Annotated in this window: 10 protein-coding genes; 4 read left to right on the top strand and 6 right to left on the bottom strand. The window is 53.1% G+C overall.

What is annotated here, in order from left to right; genetic code table 11:
* Positions 1–128 precede the first annotated feature (128 nt).
* Positions 129–2,222, bottom strand: a complete 2,094-nt coding sequence (locus IPI29_13945; GenBank protein MBK7413647.1) for an elongation factor G — start codon at positions 2,220–2,222, stop codon at positions 129–131.
* Between the two features lie 176 nt (positions 2,223–2,398).
* Here IPI29_13945 and IPI29_13940 point away from each other — a divergent pair, with 176 nt between their 5' ends.
* Both IPI29_13940 and IPI29_13935 read left to right on the top strand, forming a co-directional pair.
* Positions 2,399–3,721 (top strand): IgGFc-binding protein, encoded by a 1,323-nt coding sequence (locus IPI29_13940; GenBank protein MBK7413646.1) that lies wholly within the window; start codon positions 2,399–2,401, stop codon positions 3,719–3,721.
* A gap of 18 nt (positions 3,722–3,739) precedes the next feature.
* Positions 3,740–7,507 (top strand): hypothetical protein, encoded by a 3,768-nt coding sequence (locus tag IPI29_13935; protein MBK7413645.1) that lies wholly within the window; start codon positions 3,740–3,742, stop codon positions 7,505–7,507.
* A 243-nt stretch (positions 7,508–7,750) separates the two neighbouring features.
* On the opposite strand, the gene IPI29_13930 is transcribed toward IPI29_13935, so the two are convergent.
* Positions 7,751–8,953: an MFS transporter gene (locus IPI29_13930; GenBank protein MBK7413644.1), complete on the bottom strand. Its 1,203-nt coding sequence runs from the start codon at positions 8,951–8,953 to the stop codon at positions 7,751–7,753.
* A gap of 35 nt (positions 8,954–8,988) precedes the next feature.
* A complete protein-coding gene (locus IPI29_13925; protein MBK7413643.1) occupies positions 8,989–10,293 on the bottom strand; it encodes a hypothetical protein in 1,305 nt (434 codons plus the stop codon).
* 179 nt (positions 10,294–10,472) lie between these two features.
* Here IPI29_13925 and IPI29_13920 point away from each other — a divergent pair, with 179 nt between their 5' ends.
* Positions 10,473–12,311: a hypothetical protein gene (locus IPI29_13920; GenBank protein MBK7413642.1), complete on the top strand. Its 1,839-nt coding sequence runs from the start codon at positions 10,473–10,475 to the stop codon at positions 12,309–12,311.
* Positions 12,312–12,329: 18 nt separating this feature from the next.
* Positions 12,330–13,598, top strand: a complete 1,269-nt coding sequence (locus IPI29_13915; GenBank protein MBK7413641.1) for a cation:dicarboxylase symporter family transporter — start codon at positions 12,330–12,332, stop codon at positions 13,596–13,598.
* On the opposite strand, the gene IPI29_13910 is transcribed toward IPI29_13915, so the two are convergent.
* The 3 genes from IPI29_13910 to rpoC all read right to left on the bottom strand — a co-directional run bounded on the left by IPI29_13910 (position 13,588) and on the right by rpoC (position 22,056).
* Entirely contained in the window at positions 13,588–15,597 is a 2,010-nt protein-coding gene (locus tag IPI29_13910) for a hypothetical protein (protein ID MBK7413640.1), read from the bottom strand. The genes IPI29_13915 and IPI29_13910 overlap by 11 nt on opposite strands.
* A gap of 19 nt (positions 15,598–15,616) precedes the next feature.
* Positions 15,617–17,695: a hypothetical protein gene (locus IPI29_13905; GenBank protein ID MBK7413639.1), complete on the bottom strand. Its 2,079-nt coding sequence runs from the start codon at positions 17,693–17,695 to the stop codon at positions 15,617–15,619.
* 80 nt (positions 17,696–17,775) lie between these two features.
* Positions 17,776–22,056 carry a DNA-directed RNA polymerase subunit beta' gene (gene rpoC / locus IPI29_13900; protein ID MBK7413638.1) on the bottom strand — a complete coding sequence of 1,427 codons (4,281 nt, stop codon included), beginning with the start codon at positions 22,054–22,056 and terminating at the stop codon, positions 17,776–17,778.
* Between the last annotated feature and the right edge of the window lie 21 nt (positions 22,057–22,077).

The following is a 22,077-nucleotide window of genomic DNA, read 5'->3' as shown; positions in this document are numbered from 1 at the left end:
TCCTGTTCGTACCACTTTGCGGCTATTCTCCGATGTCAAACCGAGGGCAAGGGGCTCCCCAATACAGAAAAAGCCTCTGTGCCGAAGGCACAGAGGCTTTTGAAATCATCGTGGATGCACGGCCGGGATCACTTCCCTTCGGCGCGCTTCTTCTGGTGTTCCTTGATCATTTCTTCCTGGATGTTGCGAGGTACCGGTTGGTACTTCTTGAATTCCATGGAGAACTCACCCTTGCCTTGTGTGGCAGAACGAAGATCGGTTGAATAGCCGAACATCTCAGAGAGTGGAACTTCGCACTCAACCGTAACGTATCCCGCGTCCGAATCGGTACCCATGATAACGCCGCGGCGTTGGTTGAGCTGACCGATCACCGAACCTTGGAATTCATCAGGAACAGAGACTTCGAGCTTCATGATCGGCTCGAGGATGGTTGGCTTCGCTGCAGAATAGGCTTCGCGGAATGCCATGATGGCAGCCGTTTTGAAGGCCATTTCCGACGAGTCAACTGCGTGGCTAGCACCATCGTTGATCGTTACACGAACTCGTACAACCGGCTGACCGATCAATGAACCTTCGAGGATCGACTCCTTGAAGCCCTTATCGCACGCTGGGATGTATTCACGAGGGATCACACCACCAACGATGTCATCCACGAACTCGTAGTTCTCAACAGCGTCACCCGGCAACGGCTCGATGAATCCACCCACGCGGGCGAACTGACCCGACCCACCTGTTTGCTTCTTGTGCGTGTAATTGAATTCAGCAAGCTGGGTAAGCGTTTCGCGGAAGGCAACCTTTGGACGACCAACAGTTACTTCCGTGTTGTATTCACGCTTGATACGCTCGATGTAGATCTCAAGGTGAAGTTCGCCCATGCCCTTGATGATCGTCTCACCGGATTCTTCATCGCGCATCACACGGAAGGTTGGATCTTCCTTCGTGAAGCGGTTGAGAGCCTTCGAGAAGTTCACCAAACCGGCCTTGTCCTTTGGAGCAACAGCGAGTTCGATAACAGGATCAGGGACGAACATCGACGTCATTGTGTAACGCACGTTGCCGTCCGTGAACGTATCACCGGATGCACAGTCAACGCCGAACATGGCCACGATATCACCTGCCGAGGCTTGATCGATTTCGTTCATGTCATCCGAGTGCATACGAACGAGACGTGGGACCTTCACCTTCTTGCCATTGGCAATGTTGATGATCGAGTCACCCTTCTTGATCGTGCCTTGGTAGATGCGCATGTACGTGAGCTGACCATACCGACCGTCTTCGAGCTTGAACGCCAACATCACGAGATCCTTGTCCGGATTCGTTTGAAGTGTTACGCGAGCTTCGTTGTTGTCTTGGTCGAGTGCCTCGTTCTTCACATCAGCCGGAGCCGGGAGAAGAGCAGTTACACCATCGAGAAGTGTTTGAACACCCTTGTTCTTGTAGGCAGAGCCACAGAACACCGGCGTCATCTTCATCGAGAGTGTACCCTTGCGAACAGCTTCTGTAAGTTCTGCCGGAGTTGGTTGCTCATCAAGAAGGAACTTCTCCATCAGCGCATCGTCGAAATCTGCGGCAACTTCGATGAGACGGTGACGAAGATCCTTCGCCTTGTCCATGAGGTCAGCCGGGATCTCTTCCTTGCGGATGTTGGATCCACCTTCGCCGTCGAAGTAAATAGCCTTCATAGCGATGATATCGATCACCCCTTCGAGCCTGTCTTCGAGGCCGATAGGATACGTTACGAATGCTGGGTTGTGTGCGAGCTTCTCACGAAGTTGGTCGGCTACGCGGTCAGGGTTGGCACCCGAGCGGTCACACTTATTGATGAAGGCCAAACGCGGAACGTTGTACCGACGCATCTGACGATCCACCGTGATGGACTGCGATTGAACACCAGCCACCGAGCACAACACGAGAACAGCACCGTCGAGAACGCGGAGTGCGCGTTCCACTTCCACGGTGAAGTCAACGTGGCCTGGAGTATCGATGAGGTTGATATCGTAGTCGCCCCACGTGCAATACGTAGCGGCCGACTGGATCGTGATGCCTTTTTCGCGCTCAAGATCCATTGAGTCCATCTTTGCGCCTACGCCGTCCTTACCGCGCACCTCATGGATTGCATGGATCTTACCCGTGTAATACAGGATGCGCTCGGACAGCGTCGTTTTACCGGAGTCGATGTGGGCACTGATCCCAATGTTCCGGATTTTCGACAGATCTGCCATAGCAGGTCACCTAAGAAAAGTTTGTGAGAAGCCGCACCGTCAAATGACAAAGGGGCTGACTAGGCAGTCCCGGAGCGGTAAAGACCACAAAGATACGGGAATTACTCCGGACGTGGCAAATGAATAGGTGGTCATTTACAGCCATATTTGCCCCATATAACCCGAGGGTCTTAGTTATGGGTATCTGCCGCCTCGTACCATTGGCACTTTTCCTTGCCCTTGCCATTCCATTGGTCTCAGCAGAGGAGTACATCTTTTGCTTCCCGCTGAATTTCAGAGCCAACCACACAAAGTACCGAGACACGGACTCTACACGTCCCAAAGGCCTCCAACACTCGGTCACCATGGGCTCCAATGCTGCAACTTCAGCCCGCGTTAGGATCCCTTCGGTGGGTTTTGATACAACACTGACGTTGAGCCCCGGCACCTCAACCACGGTCTCGCTCCCTGGCGAGCCTATCGTGGCTAACGCCGGTTCCTCCGCTCACACCGTTTTCATAACAGCGGATACTGCCTTGGCGATCACAGCGCTAAGCTCACGGTTTCAGTCCTCAGAGGCTTTCGCAGTTCACTCTACGAGACAGATCGGCACATCGTACGTGGTAGCGAGCTATGGGAAACTGGCTAACGATCTCATTGGACAGTTCTCGATCATCGGAACTACAGACGGCACGCAGGTGAAGATCTCGGGACCTGCCCCCAGCATTGCGTTTGACTCAACTCTCGCTGAAGGCTTCATGATCATGCTTGATAGAGGCGATGTATGGACCTATAGCGCCCCCTTCAACAAAGATCAACCATGTGATCCGACGGGTACCCTCATCACCTCTACAGCGCCCGTTGCCGTTGTCTCGGGTCACAATTGTGCCTACGTCCCTGCTAAAACAGAAGCCTGCAATCCTCTCTACGAGCAGTTGTTGCCCCTATCGTCACTCAGCAAGAGTGTCTTTGTTCCCCCGCTCGAAGGCCGAGACTTCTCCATTGTTCGGGTGATCGCGACATCGGAGGGGGCGGCTCTTTCCGTCAATGGCAAAAGGATCGACAATCTGCCTGGGCAGGGGTTCACAGACCTCGACAGAAGACGTGAGCCGGTGTGGATCGAGGCAGATCAGGTGATTCAGGTTATGCTACTTACACCAGGCTATAAGTCCGGCGATAGTATCGGCGACCCCTGCTTGATCACCATACCAGGCAGCGCAGATTATGCGCGCGAGCATATGATCTCAACGGTGAGCGGTAAGGGGTGGGAGAATTACATCACCGTGATCCTTCCGCCAGATCACGATGAGGATGTCTTGATAGATGGAAAGCCCCTTGACGACTCACTCATTAATGAGCACGATGCAAGCGATCATCGTTGGGCATCGGTTCGGGTTACCCCCGGGACACACATCATCGCGTCTGAGGAACCTTTCGGTGTGTTCGTCCATGGCCTTGGGGTCGGGCACAACATCTACGACGCCTACGGCTTCGGCGGGAGTACGGTATTGAAAAAGTAGCAATTCCACGGGGGCCATATGGCACGAAGACTGATGTTGGTCATCATGGCGTGGTTGGCACTTTTGGGTGCCACGATTTCAACAGCACAACCTGATGCGGTGCTCATTGAGCGCATGTCACCGGCGCCCGCTGGGTTCTATCGCACCAACATCTACGGTAGCGGGGAACCGACGTTTCTCTTTTCGAGATTTCATTTCACTTCGGTAGTGGCTTCCTCACACCCTGTTGTAGCCCCCTCCATACCTGCATTTGTACGAATCGAAGAAACAGCCGGTGGTGCGTTCATTGTTGTGCGCGATTTGACGACCGGTGATTCTCTAAGAGCGCACACGGTACAACGTGGCAGTAGCAACGTGCATTGGAACCAGTTGGGAAACATTGTCTTTGAAACACCACCAGTAGATGGAGTAGGAGCGCTGGTGACTATGGATCCGACCACAGGAAGATTCATAGACAGCAGCATCGTAACCCGACAATACATGAATCAATCATCTCCATCGCAAGGGGCATGTGTTGTAGCTCCTACATCCAAACGATTTGCCTTTATCAGAGTATCAACAGCTGAAGACGGCGCTTCAAACATTCCTATCCCCGCATATCAAGATGTTGGATCACCAATTGCACGCTACCCTATTCCTCCGTACACAACAGCTCGAGTGAACGGCAAGGAAGAGAAGCGTGTCCTTGTTGCCTGCGGTCCGTCGGTGCCCCGCCCTCTTCGTCACCTATCGTGGAATGACAATGCTACCCTGATAGCATTCTACGGCATCGTAACATATGATCGTCCGTACCCCACGGATACAACACGGACCTATCGTGTAGGTAGCGAAGGCATCTTTGTTGTCGATATTTTTTCGCGAGAAGTGCGTGAGATCAGAACAACAAAAAATGTAGCAGCAGAGCACCCGGATCAATTCTTCTTTGCACCGTCCGGTTCTATGTTGGCATACACCGTGCGGCCTGATGGCGGCCAACCTCATGTCTTTATTTCTAATGCTGCAGTTGGAGGTCCCGGGAGTGATCTCGGAAACGGCATGTTCATTTCTAGCCAAACAACAGATCTCGTTTGGCATTGTTCACCATGGACACGCTCGGGTGGCAGACTCATCATCAACCGTAATGACGGCTCACTTATCACACGTCCGCACTGTGGTTCAGACATGGTTATGGTAGACGGAACAACGCAACAACAGACATTCCTTTCCGCACAATCGGCTGATGTTGATGCACGTTCGTTCACTCCATCAGTGATGATCCTCGATCCTTGGCCAGACCTCATCAATAACGCAGGTGAGATCAGAACGGATGCATGGATGATGCTACCACGCACACATCAGGTTCGAGGATGTGCAGCCGATGGTGCGTCACGACTGGTCCTGCGCATCGTTGTTCCATCGTGGATGAATGATGCAGTAAGCGTTTCTCTTCTTCCGGAAAACTGTGCTGAAGGGGCTTATGGCCACCCAGACCGTGATGGATGGCTATCTGCAGCCGGAAGCGAGGTATCACAAGCGCGGGTATCCGTCAAACCCATCGTTGAGAATGGTGTTGGCATCTGCGGTGTTGTGTATCATGCACCCGAGGACTTTGTAGCAGAACAATCTGATACAGCGCGAACACTGCGAAAAATTCGCTTAGCAGTAACGGCGCGAGACGTCCAGTCGTTTATCGACATAGAGATCGTTCGACCACCATTGATCTTGGTCCATGGCATCTGGAGTTCTCCCGCGCTCTTCAACAACTTTGCACCGATCACAACGGCATCATCATCCGATCCTCGATTTCATATTACGCGATTGGACTTTGCCGGTCAGAGCTCAAAGCCTGTTGACGACATTATCGGTCGTTGGGGCACCGGCATTCCGGTTCGGCTCGAATCCTCGATAGTGAACACCTATACTGACCACGTTGCTGTTCGTGGTGATGTGGTTGGTCATAGTCTTGGTCCAGTGCTCATGCGGTACATGGCGGCATCCCGATTGCCAACCGTTTTCACACGTCGCAATGGCGGTGCAGGTCACGTTCACAAACTCATCTCCCTGGATTCGCCGCATCTTGGCTCTCCATATTGCTCCATTCTTGCAGATGCCGTTGTGAACAATCCGGTACGCGCAGCACTTCTCGACAAAGCACTTGCTGCTTTTGTGGTGAAAGGCACGATACAAGACCCTGCCAGCGGAGGTATTGTCGGCGACCTTAGACCAACCTCTTCAGTAATCACGGTATCGGCGTTTCCCGACTATCTGTCATTACAACCTCGGCTACACACAATCGCAAGTGTCGTTACCACTGAACAAGAAGAAGCCAACGACTACCTCATTGACCTTATTGATGTGATCGGTGGTCTCGATCTATCATCAAACACGTTCTCATTTGTTTTCAACGGGGCTCCCAATGACCTCACGGTATCCGAGAACAGCCAGAAGGCCGGGTTGCTCTTTGATCATGACCCTGAACGCACCACTCTTCTCCGAGGTGTAGCACATTCAGATGGGTTCAGTGAGACCATCGGAGTTTGCAACTCAGCTTCAGGAGCCTCTCAACGTGTGCTCCAACTCCTTCATGCTCCGTCCAACGGCCCTGAGTTTTCGTCGAAAGCCACAACGCTTCCACCCGGTATCCGTACTTCATCTACGGGCGATCACGACGTCTCTCTGGGCATGCAGGCAATTCTCGATCCAACGCCGCTCATCTTCATCAACGGGCCTAGTCCAGACGCTACAATTGTGCCGGGATCCACCATCACTGTTTCCGTTGAACCACTTGATGGCGTTACTCTTGATCGTGTGATCTTGGTCTATCGTGGGACGGTAGCATCAGACTCACTCGCCCCCTTCACTTTTGACTTCGGAATACCGATGTCATCAGCTCTTGGTCCAATGGACATTGTTGCCTTGGGTGTTGTCAATAACGCAACATCCAACGACCTCAGCACTTCGACAATGATCAACATCCAAGGTCCGGCATCGTGCAGTGCGCTGTACTTCAGTGGCGATTCTGTTCTAACGTTAGACGGCATACATTCAAAGCAGCCACTCGATTTGGTCGCACGATTCCATGACGGGTACGAGCGGAATGTTGAGCGCGATCAAAACACCGTTTACATTTCGCGAGATTCGTCTATCTGCATCCCGGAAGATGGCTGGGTGCGCATGATAGGTGAGGGGAGCACCTACATTGTAGCAAAACGTTGCGGCCTTGCGGACTCATTGCGTATCGAGTGCACTTCCGCTGACCTACCGCCGGTAGCAGATGCTGGAGCCGACACATTGATCAATGCTCCTGGCACCATTGAGCTCAATGGCTCGTTGTCACACGACCCAGAAAGAGGCCCCCTCGACTATCGATGGTGGATACACGCAAAGCCCCCTTCCGGATCATCTACCATAGGCGATGTGACCGCCAAGCAGACATCGATCGCGATCGAGAGCGACGGACTGACCGTGGTAGGGCTTGATGTAGCTGACTCAACAGGAAAACACGACACGGCATGGAGATTCATACGTGTAGGGTCTGCAACATCAGTGAACGGACTGCCAAGCCCTTCAGCTTGCTTCAATGTATATCCAAATCCTTGCACCGGCATCCTCAATATCATGGGGTTCGATCTCGAAAATGTCACTTCAGTGACGATCACCAATCTCCTCGGTATATCGCAAATCTTCCCAGTCAAGAACACAACAGGGACCACACTGGTTGTTGGACTGGACACACTCACACGTGGCGTGTATGATGTTGCTATCTCCCCTACCCGACACAGACTCGTGACGTTCATCCCCGAATAAAGGAACCTATGTTCCTTAAGTGGCGTTTTGCGTTGCTAAAACTCTACCTCGTTTATAACACGAACCGCTCTACCTTCAAATCGATCGTTCAAGTGTGTGCATACGCATCTTCTCAGTAGTAAAGCGTTACGCTTCGACGAGTTGCGAACCCCTTCATTTTCTTAAAGTAGAGACAATATCTGCCCCATCTCATTGAATAGCTAACACAAACACCCAACAGAATGCCGTCATTCCGTCATTCCGTCATCTCATATCCATTCGTCTCAGCTTCGGGTTCTTCCACGCAACGATCCCCACCACAAGCAACGTCATCATTCCACCAAGTACTACACTCGGGACGGTGCCGAAGAGTTTTGCAGCAATGCCACTCTCTACGGCACCGAGTTCGTTTGAGCTGGAGATGAACATGGTGTTGGCGGCGGCCACTCGCCCCTTCATATCCTCAGGGGTTTCGAGTTGGAGGATGGTATGTCGCACAACAACACTCACGGCGTCGAAGGAACCGGCGATGATGAGAATGGCAACACTCAAGGCAAAGACGGTGCTGGCAGAAAATGCAAGCATGCAAACACCGAAGCCTGCCACCGACCACAACATGTACCGTCCGGCATGTTTACCAATTGGCTTCCACGAAAGGAAGGCCATCATCGAAACACTGCCAATGCTCATAGCAGCACGCAGGAGTCCAAGACCAGATTCTCCTACGTGCAGGATATCGTGAGCAAAGACAGGTAGCAGTGCAACCACTCCGCCGAAAAGAACGGCAAAAAGATCTAGCGACAACGCACCAAGGATCACCGGACGTGAGAAGATGAATCGTATGCCAAGCGTAAGATCCTGCTTCATCGATCGTCGTTCTGTTTGTTCGATAGGGGGCTTAGGAGTCAATCGTAGTGAGCCCGTTCCCCCAAGGACCATCAGCCCCACATACACGATGGCAGCAACGCCCACTCCATAGAGTCCGTAGATCAGCCCACCGAGCAATGGGCCCGCAATCATCGCCCCCTGCCATACAGAACTGCTCATAGCTGATGCGCGTGCTATCTCGTCGCGAGGAACGATCTGCCCCAATGCACTGAACATTGATGGTGAATAGATCGCCCGCGCACTGCCATTGATCATGATCATCGCAAGAAGCCCGATGATGACCGGACCTGATCCATACTCTGCTGCAACCCACGGCTGCACAAGCACGGCCGAAACGATGGCAGAGACAATGATCATGAAGACCGCAATACGTATCCCCTTCCGCTTGTCCATTCGGTCAACGAAATATCCGGATGGGAGCGCTAGACCAATAGCAGGGATCGCTTCAGCCAATCCTACCATTGCCAACATCAGCGGGTCGTGCGTGAGCGCATACACGTACCAACTCACAACGAGTGCCTGCATGTGCCATCCCATGGCGAGAAAGAGGCGGAGCTGGAGAAAGGCGAGGAATTCCATTGGGCTTACAAGCGACCTGTGCAACTGGATCAAGATTATTCGTTTTTGACAAGCTTTTGGACATTGAGCCCCTTGTTACAAACGCGAACAATAATGTACAATCCACAGGGAAGATCATCGATTGACGTCGAAGTAATGCGTATGCCTTGAAGGCTATAGATTTCTGGGTCTGAACAAGTTGACGTTTCATCTGCCAATGGTTGGGGTATCTGACTTTCTACACTCGTGTTGAGGCACACTCCAAGAGGACTTACTGGAACGAAATGATCGCGCCTCGAGTCATTTCCCAACTGATCGTAGATGTTACTTCCGATGCCAAGGAATGACCCATCAGGATTCATAAAAAACGAGTTTCTGTGCCCGCATGCCACTTCTTCAATATTCCGCAAATCGCCAATTCTTACTGGTGTCGATTTATTCGTAGTGACGCTGTCTCCTAACTGAAAGCTAGCGTTCAGCCCCAAGCCCCATACTGAGCCATCCGGTTTTACAAACAAGCCATGGTCGTATCCTGCAGAAACTTTAACGATATCATGCAACCCACTAATCTGCTCGGCGCCAATTTGGGTAGTATGTGTACTTGCTCCGAGTTGCCATTCAGCATTGTCACCTGTTGCAAAAACTGTTCCATCAAATCGAAGAAAGAGTGAGAACTCCCCGCCTGCTGCGATGTCTATGATTTTCGTGATACGCTGCACTTTGACGGGATAGCTTGAGGAGGAGAGGCTCATTATGCCGAGTTGACCGGAATTATTGATTCCCGTAGCCCACACGGTACTGTCGCGTTTCAGAAACAGCGCGTGGTTGATTCCTGCGGAAATAGCTATTACATCGGACAGTGCGGCAACACGAGTTGGCGTGGCACGATCTGTTGTTGTGCTATCACCGAGCTGCCCATTATGATTGGCTCCCATGACCCACACCGTGCCATCACTCTTTAGAAACATCGAATAATCATAGCCTGCACGGATAGCGACGACATCCCTTAGATCAGGAATCGGACGTGGGAGCTCTACTAGTCCAAACGGATTACTCCCAAGCTGCCCTCTGTCATTCAAACCAACTACCCACACGGTACTATCGTGCTTCAAGAACAATGAGTTCAACGCACCAGCGGCTACTGCTTTAACGCCCTCGAGCCCTTCGATGCGATGAGGAACAACTGCAGGTTTGAACGTTCCGTCGCCAAGCTGTCCGAGATCATTTTTTCCAACAGCCCAAACGGTGCCATCTCTACAAAGGAAGAGCGTATGAGCCTGCCCAACCGCAACACTCTGTGCAGTGAGGTCAGTTCCGTTCCACAGTAGGAACAACGCAACGAGGAGAAAAGCTGAATTCATAAGCTTGGTTCAAACCTACAACGATACCCGCAATCTGAATCATGTGTGCTATTCAACTGCGCTCCAGGCACGTCAGAACCTGCTCATTACGTGGACTGCAGTCTAGACACTTTGCCGACTATCGAGGGTCTGGAAGCCGACCATCGGAATCGGTCCAGCGAGGTACGGTATATTACGGGATGAGACACTTCATCCTTCTCCTCGCTGTTGTCCTCACGATTCACGAGGCGCATGCCCAATCACGGCCGACCTTTGCGATGGGTGTGAACCTCGACAACGCGAATGCCTTTGTGAACATCGTCAAGCATACGGCACGGTATTCCAAGGCAACGGGTTACGACTCGCTTGGATGGCCAACAAGCGACTTCGATCTTGTTCTCCTAGATGGACGTCCGGCAACGGAATGGAATGGCGCGATCGATGATCCGGAGAGATATCGAATTGACAACAGTGGCCGCTACGAGGCGCAGTTCACAGGTCAAGCAAATGTTGCCGTTTCCGGGACCAGTGTTTCGATCGAAAATCTTATCTACACAGCATCAACAAACATTACCACGTTTGATGTTGTGGTAGGCGGACGCAATAGCCCCAATCATGGGCTGGTGTTTCTGTCGTTCACGCAAACGAGACGTGTGCCCCTTTCAACTCCGAACTCAGGGATCACGGGGCTTAGTGTTAATCGTCCCGGTTATCTGCGCGGAGATCGATCAACCTTTACCGATGCATTCTTGAAACTGTGTGCGGCAGCGGACTTTGCCTGCTACCGTTTCTACAACGTTCAGAACATTTGGGATGGAGAACCAACGTTTCCAGCACAAACAACATGGCACCGACGTAAGACGCCGGATGATGCAGCTCAGGTCTCGATGGCCTCTCTCAATGGCAAGCGCGATGGCTGGTGTTGGGAGTACATCGTGGAGCTTGGCAACACGCTCAAGAAGGACATTTGGGTCAACATCCATATGTCGTGTGACTCCACCTACGTCACATCCCTTGCTGCGATGCTCCAACGCGATCTCGATCCATCGATCAACATCTACGTTGAGAGTAGCAATGAAGTATGGAGTCCAACGCAGTTAACACATGGTCCATACAACGCGGCGGAAGCAGCATCACGGGGGATCACGTTCGACGATAATCATGCTCATCGAACCGTGTTGCTGTCCAAGTGGTTTGCAACGGTCTTTGGTCAGGGGGCGATCAACAACCGCATTCGTGTGATCATGGCCGGACAACACGCCTACCATGGTCGCAGCGACAACCACCTCCGCTACATTCAGCGCACCTTTGGTGAACCGAAAAACTTCATCTATGCCACGAGCACGGCGTTGTACTTCGGGTCAACGAAGGACAACAGTCCGGATCCGTCATCGATCAACGATGGCATGCTCGAAGACATCAATGACCAGATCGTCAACCCCTCTTCTCCGTTCTATCGACTCAACCATATCAACAAGGCAGATCAATGGCAGCTTGTAGGGGGCTCCACATCCTACGAAGGCGGCCCGCATATGCCTGCCGGCGGAGGCACCGTGAATCTCGGCCCACAGATCCTCTCGCATCGCACAGAGGCCATGTCCGATGTACTCAAGGCGAACTACCTCGCCGGCTGGAGGGATCTCGACGGCGGCCTTGCGATGTATTTCACGCTCGCCTCCGGCTACAACCGCTATGGTTGTTGGGGCATCACTGATGACCCAAGTGAACCGGATCGCAACCATAAGATGCAAGCTCTACGCGATATCATCGGCACCTCAACCAACGTTGCCGATGATCACTATTCTCCAAGCCCCCTGTCGATCACCTACAACTCAGTCACAAACGAAGCAATGGTACTCTCGAACGACATGAGTCTCACAACTTCTGACATCAGCGTCCACTCATTGCTGGGCAGCACCATGACAGCACCTTTGCGTATGGTCAACGATCACACGATTCACATTGATCTTAACCAAACACCCCGCGGTTTGTATGTTGTGCGCATTGGCACGCAATCTTCGGTCATTTGTCATTGGTAATCAGTCATTAGGCGCTACATGCGACTCTCCCTCACCAAACAGATCCTGCTCGGCGTTGTGATTGGTGTTGCCATTGGACACTTTGCTCCGGAGTTCGGGACGCAGATCGGTTGGTTGCGCGACATCTTCCTGCACCTGATCAAGTCGATCATCGCGCCCCTCGTTTTTGCAACGGTTGTGGTTGGCATCGCCGGCGGTGGGCATGCCAAGGGCGTAGGACGCATGGGCCTGAAGTCCATCGTCTACTTCGAGATCGTCACTACACTTGCGTTGTTCATCGGGCTTCTCGTGGTGAACATCGTACAGCCGGGTGTAGGCATCACGTTGGTTGGAGATCCCGGAACATTAGGTGCCATCGCACAGAACCATCCGAAGACGATCATCGAAACCATCATTCACATCTTCCCTACCAGCATCATCGATGCAATGGCAAAGGGAGACGTGTTGCAGATCGTTACGTTCTCGGTGATCTTCGCCCTCGCGCTGAACGCCATTGGAGAAAAGGCACGTCCTGTTGTTGAATGGTGCGACTCGCTTGCCCAGACGATGTTCAAGTTCACGAACATCATCATGCTTTATGCACCGATCGGCATTGGTGCTGCAATGGCTGCCACCATTGGACATCAGGGCCTGTCGATCCTTGCCTCGCTCGGCATGCTCATTGGATCGCTCTATGTGGCACTCGTCCTCTTTGTGGTCTTTGTTCTTGGTGCCGTGATTCTCATTGCCCGTGTACCGCTTCGCCCCTTCATCAAGGCAATACGTGAGCCCTTTACATTAGCTTTCGTGACAACATCGAGTGAGAGTGCCCTGCCGATGGCAATGGAACGCATGGAGTCGTTTGGCGTTCCAAAGCATGTTGTTGGATTCGTGATGCCGGCCGGCTACACGTTCAATCTCGACGGAACAACACTCTACCTCTCAATGGCCAGCGTCTTTGTGATGCAGGCCGTAGCAACCACTGCAGCTGGATTCTCCTTCGATATCGGACAACAGATCACGATGATGTTCGCCCTCATGATCACGTCAAAGGGTGTAGCTGCTGTGCCGCGCGCATCACTCGTGATCTTGCTTGCAACACTCTCAACCTTCCTTCCGCCCCATCTTCAACACTACGGACCGATAGCTGTGGCCATGATCTTCGGTGTAGACGAATTCATGGACATGGCACGCACTAGTGTGAACCTCGTCGGCAACTGCCTGGCAAGTGTTGTTGTTGCGCGATGGGAAGGGGTGTTCGACGATGCCAAGGCAAAGGCCTATGGCAAGGGGCTCATCAGCGAGTGATGACGATCCTGCCGGATACGTTTTCGCCAATGATGGAATACAACCCCGATGTCCAGCTTGCAACGTTAAGGTCAAGGGGCTGACCATTGCCGAGAAGTGCCACAGAGGCAACAACTCGCCCGGTCATGTCCACAACACGCACGGTGCATGCCCTATCGGCGCTGATCCGCACAATGTCATTGGCTGGCGTTGGCGAGACAACGATGTTCTCATACCGGATCTGACGATCATCATCGACCGATGTAGCGTCGTCTGGGAAGCGCACATGATAACGTTCCCATGTATCAGAGCACCATTGCGCGATGACTTCCATGGTGTCGCCTGACGGACGAACAATGAGTGCATCACCTTCCATCAATTCGGCAGTGGTCATGATCTCACCATCGCCAGCAGGATTGAAGACGAGGTTAGCAACTGCATCATGCGTGGAGATAACACGATTACCGTTTGTTGGTACCGTTTCTAGGTCAAGAAGTCTTGCCGCGGTAACGGCATCTCCGCCACCACTAGCCCAATGGCTCTTCTTTTCGTGACGACCAACCATTTTGTCGAGGGTTTCCCAGCACCGACACACAGGGCTTGAGAATGCATCACCGACTGAGACACCAAGCGCACGTTGCTGGGCGCCGATTCCTGTGCATTGCTCGCGACCTTCAGCGATAAGATTTCGTCCAGGGAAGCAGCTCGGTTCCGGACCCGGATCCTTTTGGTCCCAGTCAGTCTTTCCGTGACGGAACATGAAGACGAGTTTGCCCGTGCGCATTTCTTCCATCACCTCGCGGTATCCAACACGACCTGACCGTTGAGACTCGTATGCTCCGAGGTCGATCTTCCGTCCGGCTAAGCGCGGATTGCCGATCACATCTTGCTGACGGTGGTTCACGAACTTGTCGATGACACCTGCATTACGAACCGCAGAGAACGAGGAGAGTGCAAGTCCGTCATCATCCGTACCGAAGAAACCATCCGGACCATTCACATTGTCTGCGTTTTCAAATACCGGATCGTTCTGCCAAAAACCGTTCACAAAGTCACGCTCCACCACATTGGACAGCGACGTGAACTTCATCGTATCACCTTCAACCTCATACGTCCCGATATGTTGCGTTGTATCATCATCACCATTCCAGATGATACTGTTCTGCAAATGTCCGCCATTGGTATAGAGTGTGCGTCCGCCCGGTAGTGTTGTGGAAAGCGATACATTACGCGAGAAGGTCGTGTTGGTGATGTATACGTAGGAACTAATGCAACCGATGGCGCCTCCAAAGCTGGCAGTCTTGTTTCCGTGGAAGACAGACGAGGCGATCTGTGGCATTCCCGCACATTGTTCGAACCAGATGCCTCCGCCTTCATCAGCCTGATTGTTGACGAACAAGCACTGTCCGATGAACGGTCCAAATCCCTTTGTATCCGCTGTGGAGTTCAGAATGTATACGGCACCGCCCTTACCTTCCGATACATTACCTTCAAAGACGCAGTACTCCACGCGCATGCGACCTATCCCGGTTGCAAGGATGGCAGCACCCATCACACCTGATGTATTGTTACGGAAGTGACAGTTAAACAATCTTGGCTCGCCCCCTGACACGATCAGGGCAGATACGGTAGCGCCTTCTAGCACAAGTCCGTCGATACGCGTCGTAGAGTCGCAACTTGACGCACGCAGAACAGTTCGTCCACCTTCCGAGCGGAGAATTGTCAGGTTGCGATACCAATCACGTTGCTCTCTGCGTGTTTCAGAACCCTTGAATCCACCATAGATCTTCATTCCATTCTTGATGCGCATGCCGGAATCGGGCATAGCATATGTTCCGTTCGCAAGCCAGATCTCATCGCCGTCTGCCCAATCAGCGAAGGCAAAATTCAACGAGCGAAACGCCGTGTTCCAACTCTGTCCGTCGCCACCCGGTTCTGCGATCGGCGCTACATAGAGCGTATCAGCAGAAGCCACGGAGACCGTGCAAATAACACAGAGAAGAAGGAGAAGAGACTTCATGGTTTTACCTGATGATGATTCACTTTACGAACAAACGGACGTGCGATCTGACGATTTCGCCAAATCGCTGCGTCACAACATACAACCCAGAGGGGAGGTTTTCCTGGCTGTCACAAATTCTGCCCATGAGATCAACGATGGTTGTCTCATCGGGTACTGCTCCCACGGGGATCTCGGAAGCCCCTTGAAGGGGGCTTTCCCATACGGAAGAGATGGTCTGTTTAACCTGGTAGAGTCCGTCTGCCGTACTGAAGACAAACCAACCTGGCATGGACGCACAGGCGATCACGGGTCGCGGCGTGCGAAGGACGGCAGGCTGCATCACCCAGCGATCTGGCGAGATCATCAGGCATGGGCCTTCGGTGCCGTCGGAGCGGATGCCCCATGAACAGACGCGTTCATCGGCTGCGGAAAGCGAGGTTGTGAGAGTAAGGCCAGGGTCCACGGTGGTCCACGAGGCGCCACCATTGACGCTGCGGAAGAGGCGTTCCTGACCGTTGATCAGCAGCCCATGTGTGGATGTGATGATCGACCTCCAACGCAGGCCCGACTTTACAACAGAGTCGGCAAGGAGGGCCCCATAGAACATCACATTCCCAAGTCGGTCATAGGCGTCAACCACCCACCTTGCCTCGGGCTCATCTATCGTGATGTCTTCGATGCGGACCACAACTAGCGTGTCTCCCGCAACGGCGAATCCCGCCGGCGCCTGTTCGTCAACAAAGACCCGGAACGTAGAGTCGGAACCTTCACGCACTGCAATACCACGATTGGTAAGCATAAAGACCCTATCGCCCCCTCCAACAACATCATACGCGGTGCGGTTGCTGACACGCGTATAGTTGGGGAAGGTAAAGGTGCCGTCGTTTGTGCCGGTCCACACTTCATCGTTGACATTCCAGAGAGAGATCTGTCCAGCTGAAGTTTCAACTTGGGTGAGTGGTTCAAGAGAGTTGCCGCTTGGATCTGCAGTAAGACTGCCAATAGAAGGATCAACCTCCCACGAATTCACTTGTTGGTAGTACTCGCCAACAACAACTCGATCGCCGGAGAGGATGGACTTGGTACCACGTGTTCGCGTGCCAATCATACATGGGACAAGCCGGCGATGCGTTGTACTACCATCAACCACGTCAGCAGCCGTTGCAAGAATTCCGTATGAACTCCGTACGATGCCGGCATACCCTCGGCGCAGAGTGAACACGATGTCAAGCCCGGGCGTGAGCAAAGGTCCAAGTGCATATCGTTGAGAGGAATCTCCGGTGATATCAGATGTGGTTTCTAGTCCGCCCCCTCCAATACGAGCAGCTTTCAAACCATCAACGTAGAGGTCTTGGATGCGATCTTGAAAGACGCCAAGGGGCTTCACAGTACCGCCGTGATCGATGGAGGCAACACCATTCTTTAGGAAGACAAAGGAATTGCCATCTCCAACAAAGCCATACTGAACGGCATCTAGTGTATGGGCTGTCCATGCAGATGGTTCTTGATCCACATTGCGGATCACTTCGTAACCGGACTGCGCGCGTGTAGGATCGGAAACGATGATCGAATCGCCACACTGACGTGCCGTAGCCCAGACGCTGTTGCGGACATTGGACATCAACACAGTTGTGGCAAACGATCCATCGTATCGCCAGACAGCGATAGACATCGTTGAGTCACTCGGAGAGTCACTAAAGAGGAGAAAGTCTGAAGTGGACCCAAGGATCGAACCTGTTGCATCGAGTTTCAACGAATCCAGCCATATCTGCCCGCCGCCATCTGACGTGAACGACCACCATGATGAATCAGTTGATGTGAATCTCTTTGCGACTACTGTGATCACTGTTGGTGTTGCACGAACAATGAAGGCCGATGCAGTACGATACAGTTGTGGCATCGCCGACCAGCTCATGTTCGACGAGGGCACGTTGCGATACACCACGGAGCCGTCTGCCATCCAGATCGTTGTATCGGCATGAACAAACGTCTGCATGCCCGAAACACCGGTTATGAGAGGGAGTCGGGAAGGGGCTTGTGAGAACGCAGCAACACTGCAGATGACTGCAAAAAGCACAAACGTTGTGAGTCTGCGTACTGGGCTGGGGTGATTCATGATCACGAAAGTTACGTATCAAAAGAAAGGGGCCATCCATTGCTGGACAGCCCCTTGATAACATTCAATTGCTGAGAAGGTTACGCCGTTGCGCGTGCGGTCTTGCGAGCCGGGCGACGTGGCGCTTCTTCTTCCTCTTCTACCTTCGGAATGATGGCATCCGGTCCGAAGATGTTGCCAACATCCGAGGCCACGAGGAGCTCCTGATAGGCGCGGAGACCCGTACCTGCAGGGATGAGCTGACCAAGGATGATGTTCTCTTTGAGACCAAGGAGACGGTCGACCTTTGCAGCGGCAGAAGCATCGGCAAGCACGCGGGTTGTCTCTTGGAACGAAGCTGCGGACAGCCACGATTCCGTTGTAAGAGACGCCTGTGTGATACCGAGGAGAAGGGGCTCGCCGATCGCCGGCTCAGCCGTGCGACTCTTTGCGCCTTCCTTTTCCTTCTTCTTGAGTTCTGCATTGATCTCGCGAAGCACCTTCTTATCGATGATCTGTCCAAGCTTGAGCTTTGAGTCGCCCTTATCGGTCACGATCACACAGTTGCGAAGACGTTCGTTCTCGTCATTGAAGCGGATACGGTCGATCTGATCGCCTTCAAGGAATTGCGCATCACCGGAATCGGTGACCCGTACCTTTTGGAGCATCTGACGAACGATCACTTCGATGTGCTTGTCGTTGATCTTCACACCCTGCATGCGGTACACTTCTTGGATCTCGTTCACGAGATAGACCTGTACTTCATTGATACCCTTGATGTGGAGGATATCGTGAGGGTTGATAGCGCCTTCTGTGAGACGGTCGCCCGAGCGCACGAGGTCACCCTCTTGCACGAGAACGTGACGTCCGATCGGCACCGAATATTCGCGACGAAGTTCACCGTCGAGCGACGTTACCGAGATCACACGTGAACCGCGCTTCGGCTTGTCGATAGCAACGATACCATCGATCTCCGTTACAGCTGCAGGGGCCTGTGGTGCGCGGGCTTCGAAGAGCTCCGTAACACGTGGCAGACCGCCCGTGATGTCGCGGAGACGACCGAGGTCGCGTGGCATCTTCACAAGCTTTGAACCGATCGTCACTACTTCACCATCGTCCACAACGATCTGTGCACGCGATGGGATGATGTACGATTGGATAGACACGCCGTCCTCGTCAACGATCTCGATGGCCGGGCTCTTCGTCCGGTCACGGGAATCGATAACGATCTTGGTCGTGTGACCCGTCTGTTCGTCGATAGCTTCTTTGAAGGTAAGGTTCGGAACGAGATCGCGATAGCGAACGCGACCGGCCTTCTCCGTGATGATCACGGAGTTGTACGGATCCCAGTCATAGAGCATGTCGCCCTTCTTGACCGTTTGACCGTCCTGCACCTTGAGCTCAGAACCGTAGACCACATCGTACTTCGTAACGATACGGTTGGATCCTGGCTCGACGATGTTGATCACACCGGCGCGCGAGACAACAACGTGGATGTCCTCAGAATCGCCCGGATACGTTACAAGTCGGATACCGTCGAATTGAACAGCACCATCGAACTTGGCGATAACAGCACTCTGCGACATCGAAAGCGAAGCGGTACCACCAGTGTGGAACGTACGAAGTGTAAGCTGCGTACCCGGCTCACCGATGGACTGCGAAGCGATCGTACCGACGGCTTCACCAGTGTCCACCATCTGGCCTGTGGCCATGTTGCGGCCGTAGCAACGAGCACAAACACCGCGACGTGATTCGCATGTGAGAACCGAACGGATCATCACGGCTTCGATCGGACTACGTTCGATCTTATCTGTCACATCTTCGTCGATCACTGTGCCCTTAGCGCAATACAGTTCGCCGGTGAGTGGGTCCACCACATCAACAAGCGACGTACGGCCAAGGATGCGCTCCTTCAATGGCTCCTTCACTTCTTCGCCATCCTTCAGCGCCTTCATCTCAATACCACGGATCGTACCGCAGTCATCATCGGAGATCACCATGTCCTGCGCAACGTCGTGGAGACGACGTGTGAGGTAACCAGCATCAGCCGTCTTCAGAGCTGTATCAGCAAGACCCTTACGGGCACCGTGCGTGGAGATAAAGTACTCAAGGATCGTGAGGCCTTCTTTGAAGTTCGAGATGATCGGGTTTTCGATCAACTCAGCTGATGATGCAGCCGCTGTCTTCTGCGGCTTGGCCATCAGACCGCGCATACCTGCAAGCTGGCGGATCTGTTCTTTCGAACCCCGAGCTTGCGAGTCGAGCATCATGAAGAAGGTGTTGAAACCATCAAGGTTCGATGCGAGCTCATTGTAGAGCTTGTCGGCCACACGGTTTGTAGCCGTGGACCACGTATCGATGATCTTGTTGTACCGCTCACCTTCGGTGATAACACCGGAGTGGTAGTAGTCTTCGATCTTATCAACTTCCTTTTGTGCCTTGTCGATGATCGCAACCTTTTCGGCTGGGACCACTACGTCTGCGATAGACACCGAGAGTCCACCACGAGTAGCGGTCTGGAAGCCGGCTTCCTTGAGCTTGTCGAGGAACTCAACGGTCTTTGCAAGACCAGCCTTGCGGAAGCAATCAGAGATCACCTGACGCAGACGCTTCTTGCCGAGCATCTCATTCATGTACCCGAGTTCTTCAGGAACGATGAGGTTGAAGATGACGCGACCTGATGTTGTGTCGATCATTTCGCCGTTGATACGGACCTTGATCTTGGCGTGCATATCGATGCGGCCGGAGTTGTATGCAACAACGACCTCTTCGACGTTTGCGAACATCTTGCCGTGACCCTTCAGTCCATTGCGCGCCTTTGTGAGGTAGTACACCCCAAGAACCATGTCCTGCGACGGAACGGCGATAGGCTCGCCGTTCTGCGTGTGCATGATGTTGTGCGCGGAAAGGATGAGGAGCAACGACTCGAGCTGTGCTTCGTGACTCAATGGCACGTGAACGGCCATTTGGTCACCGTCGAAGTCAGCATTGAAAGCCGTTGTTACCAGTGGGTGCAGTTGGATGGCCTTACCCTCGATAAGCTTCGGCTGGAAGGCTTGGATACCAAGGCGGTGAAGAGTTGGAGCACGGTTGAGGAGCACCGGATGCCCGTCGATGACGGTATCGAGGATGTCCCACACTTCCGTTGTCTTCTTCTCTACTTGCTTCTTGGCGCTCTTCACCGTCTTGCAATGTCCGCGCTCAATGAGCTTGCGGATCACAAGTGGCTTAAAGAGTTCAACGGCCATGTCCTTTGGAAGTCCGCATTCGTAGAGCTTGAGCTCCGGACCCACAACGATAACCGAACGACCAGAGTAGTCGACTCGCTTACCGAGAAGGTTCTGACGGAAGCGACCCGTTTTACCCTTGAGCGTATCTGCAAGAGACTTGAGAGCACGTTGCGACTCACTGCGCACAGCGCGGCGTGAGTTGTCGAACAATGCATCAACAGCTTCTTGAAGCATCCGCTTTTCATTCCGGAGGATCACTTCAGGAGCCTTGATATCGATCAGGCGCTTGAGGCGATTGTTGCGGATGATAACGCGACGATAGAGGTCATTGAGGTCCGACGTTGCGAAGCGGCCCCCTTCGAGAGGTACGAGCGGACGCAAATCCGGCGGGATGACCGGGATGATATCAAGGACCATCCACTCAGGGCGATTCGGCTCTTTTGTCTCGCTTGTGCGGAATGCATCAAGGATGCGCAGACGCTTGAGCACATCGGCCTTCTTGGCTTGGGACATGTCGTCTTTAGCCGTTTCACGAAGGACGAAATATGCCTCATCAGCATCAACACGACGAAGGAGTTCCTTCACAGCCTCACCGCCGATGAGGGCGATGAACTTGCGAGGATCATCATCATCCATGTTGCGCTCCTCCGGACGGAGGTTCTGCAGCACGTCGAGATATTGTTCTTCCGTGAGAAGGTCCTTCGGCTGAAGACCCGTGGAACCCGGTTGAATGACGACGTAGGATTCGTAATACACGATCCGTTCGACGTCCTTTGTTGGCATACCGATCACACCGGAGATCTTGCTCGGAAGCGAGCGAAGGAACCAGATGTGAACGACAGGTACAGCGAGCATGATGTGACCCATGCGCTCGCGGCGGACGCTCTTCTGCGTCACTTCCACGCCGCAACGGTCGCAAACGATGCCCTTGTAGCGAATGCGCTTGTATTTACCACATGCGCATTCCCAGTCCCGGATAGGACCAAAGATCTTTTCGCAGAACAAACCATCCTTCTCAGGGCGGAAGGAACGGTAGTTGATCGTCTCAGGCTTGGTAACCTCACCATGAGAGCGATTGAGAATGTCATCCGGCGAGGCAATGCGGATCGTGATCTGCTGATAGCCGCGCTTGGGGATGTTATGGAACTGCATCGTGACTCCGACGGAATATTC

Source organism: Ignavibacteria bacterium (assembly GCA_016707005.1).
Taxonomy (GTDB): domain Bacteria; phylum Bacteroidota; class Ignavibacteria; order Kapaibacteriales; family Kapaibacteriaceae; genus UBA10438.
Note: the sequence above shows the minus strand (reverse complement) of the source record. Positions and strands in the feature narration are given on the sequence as shown.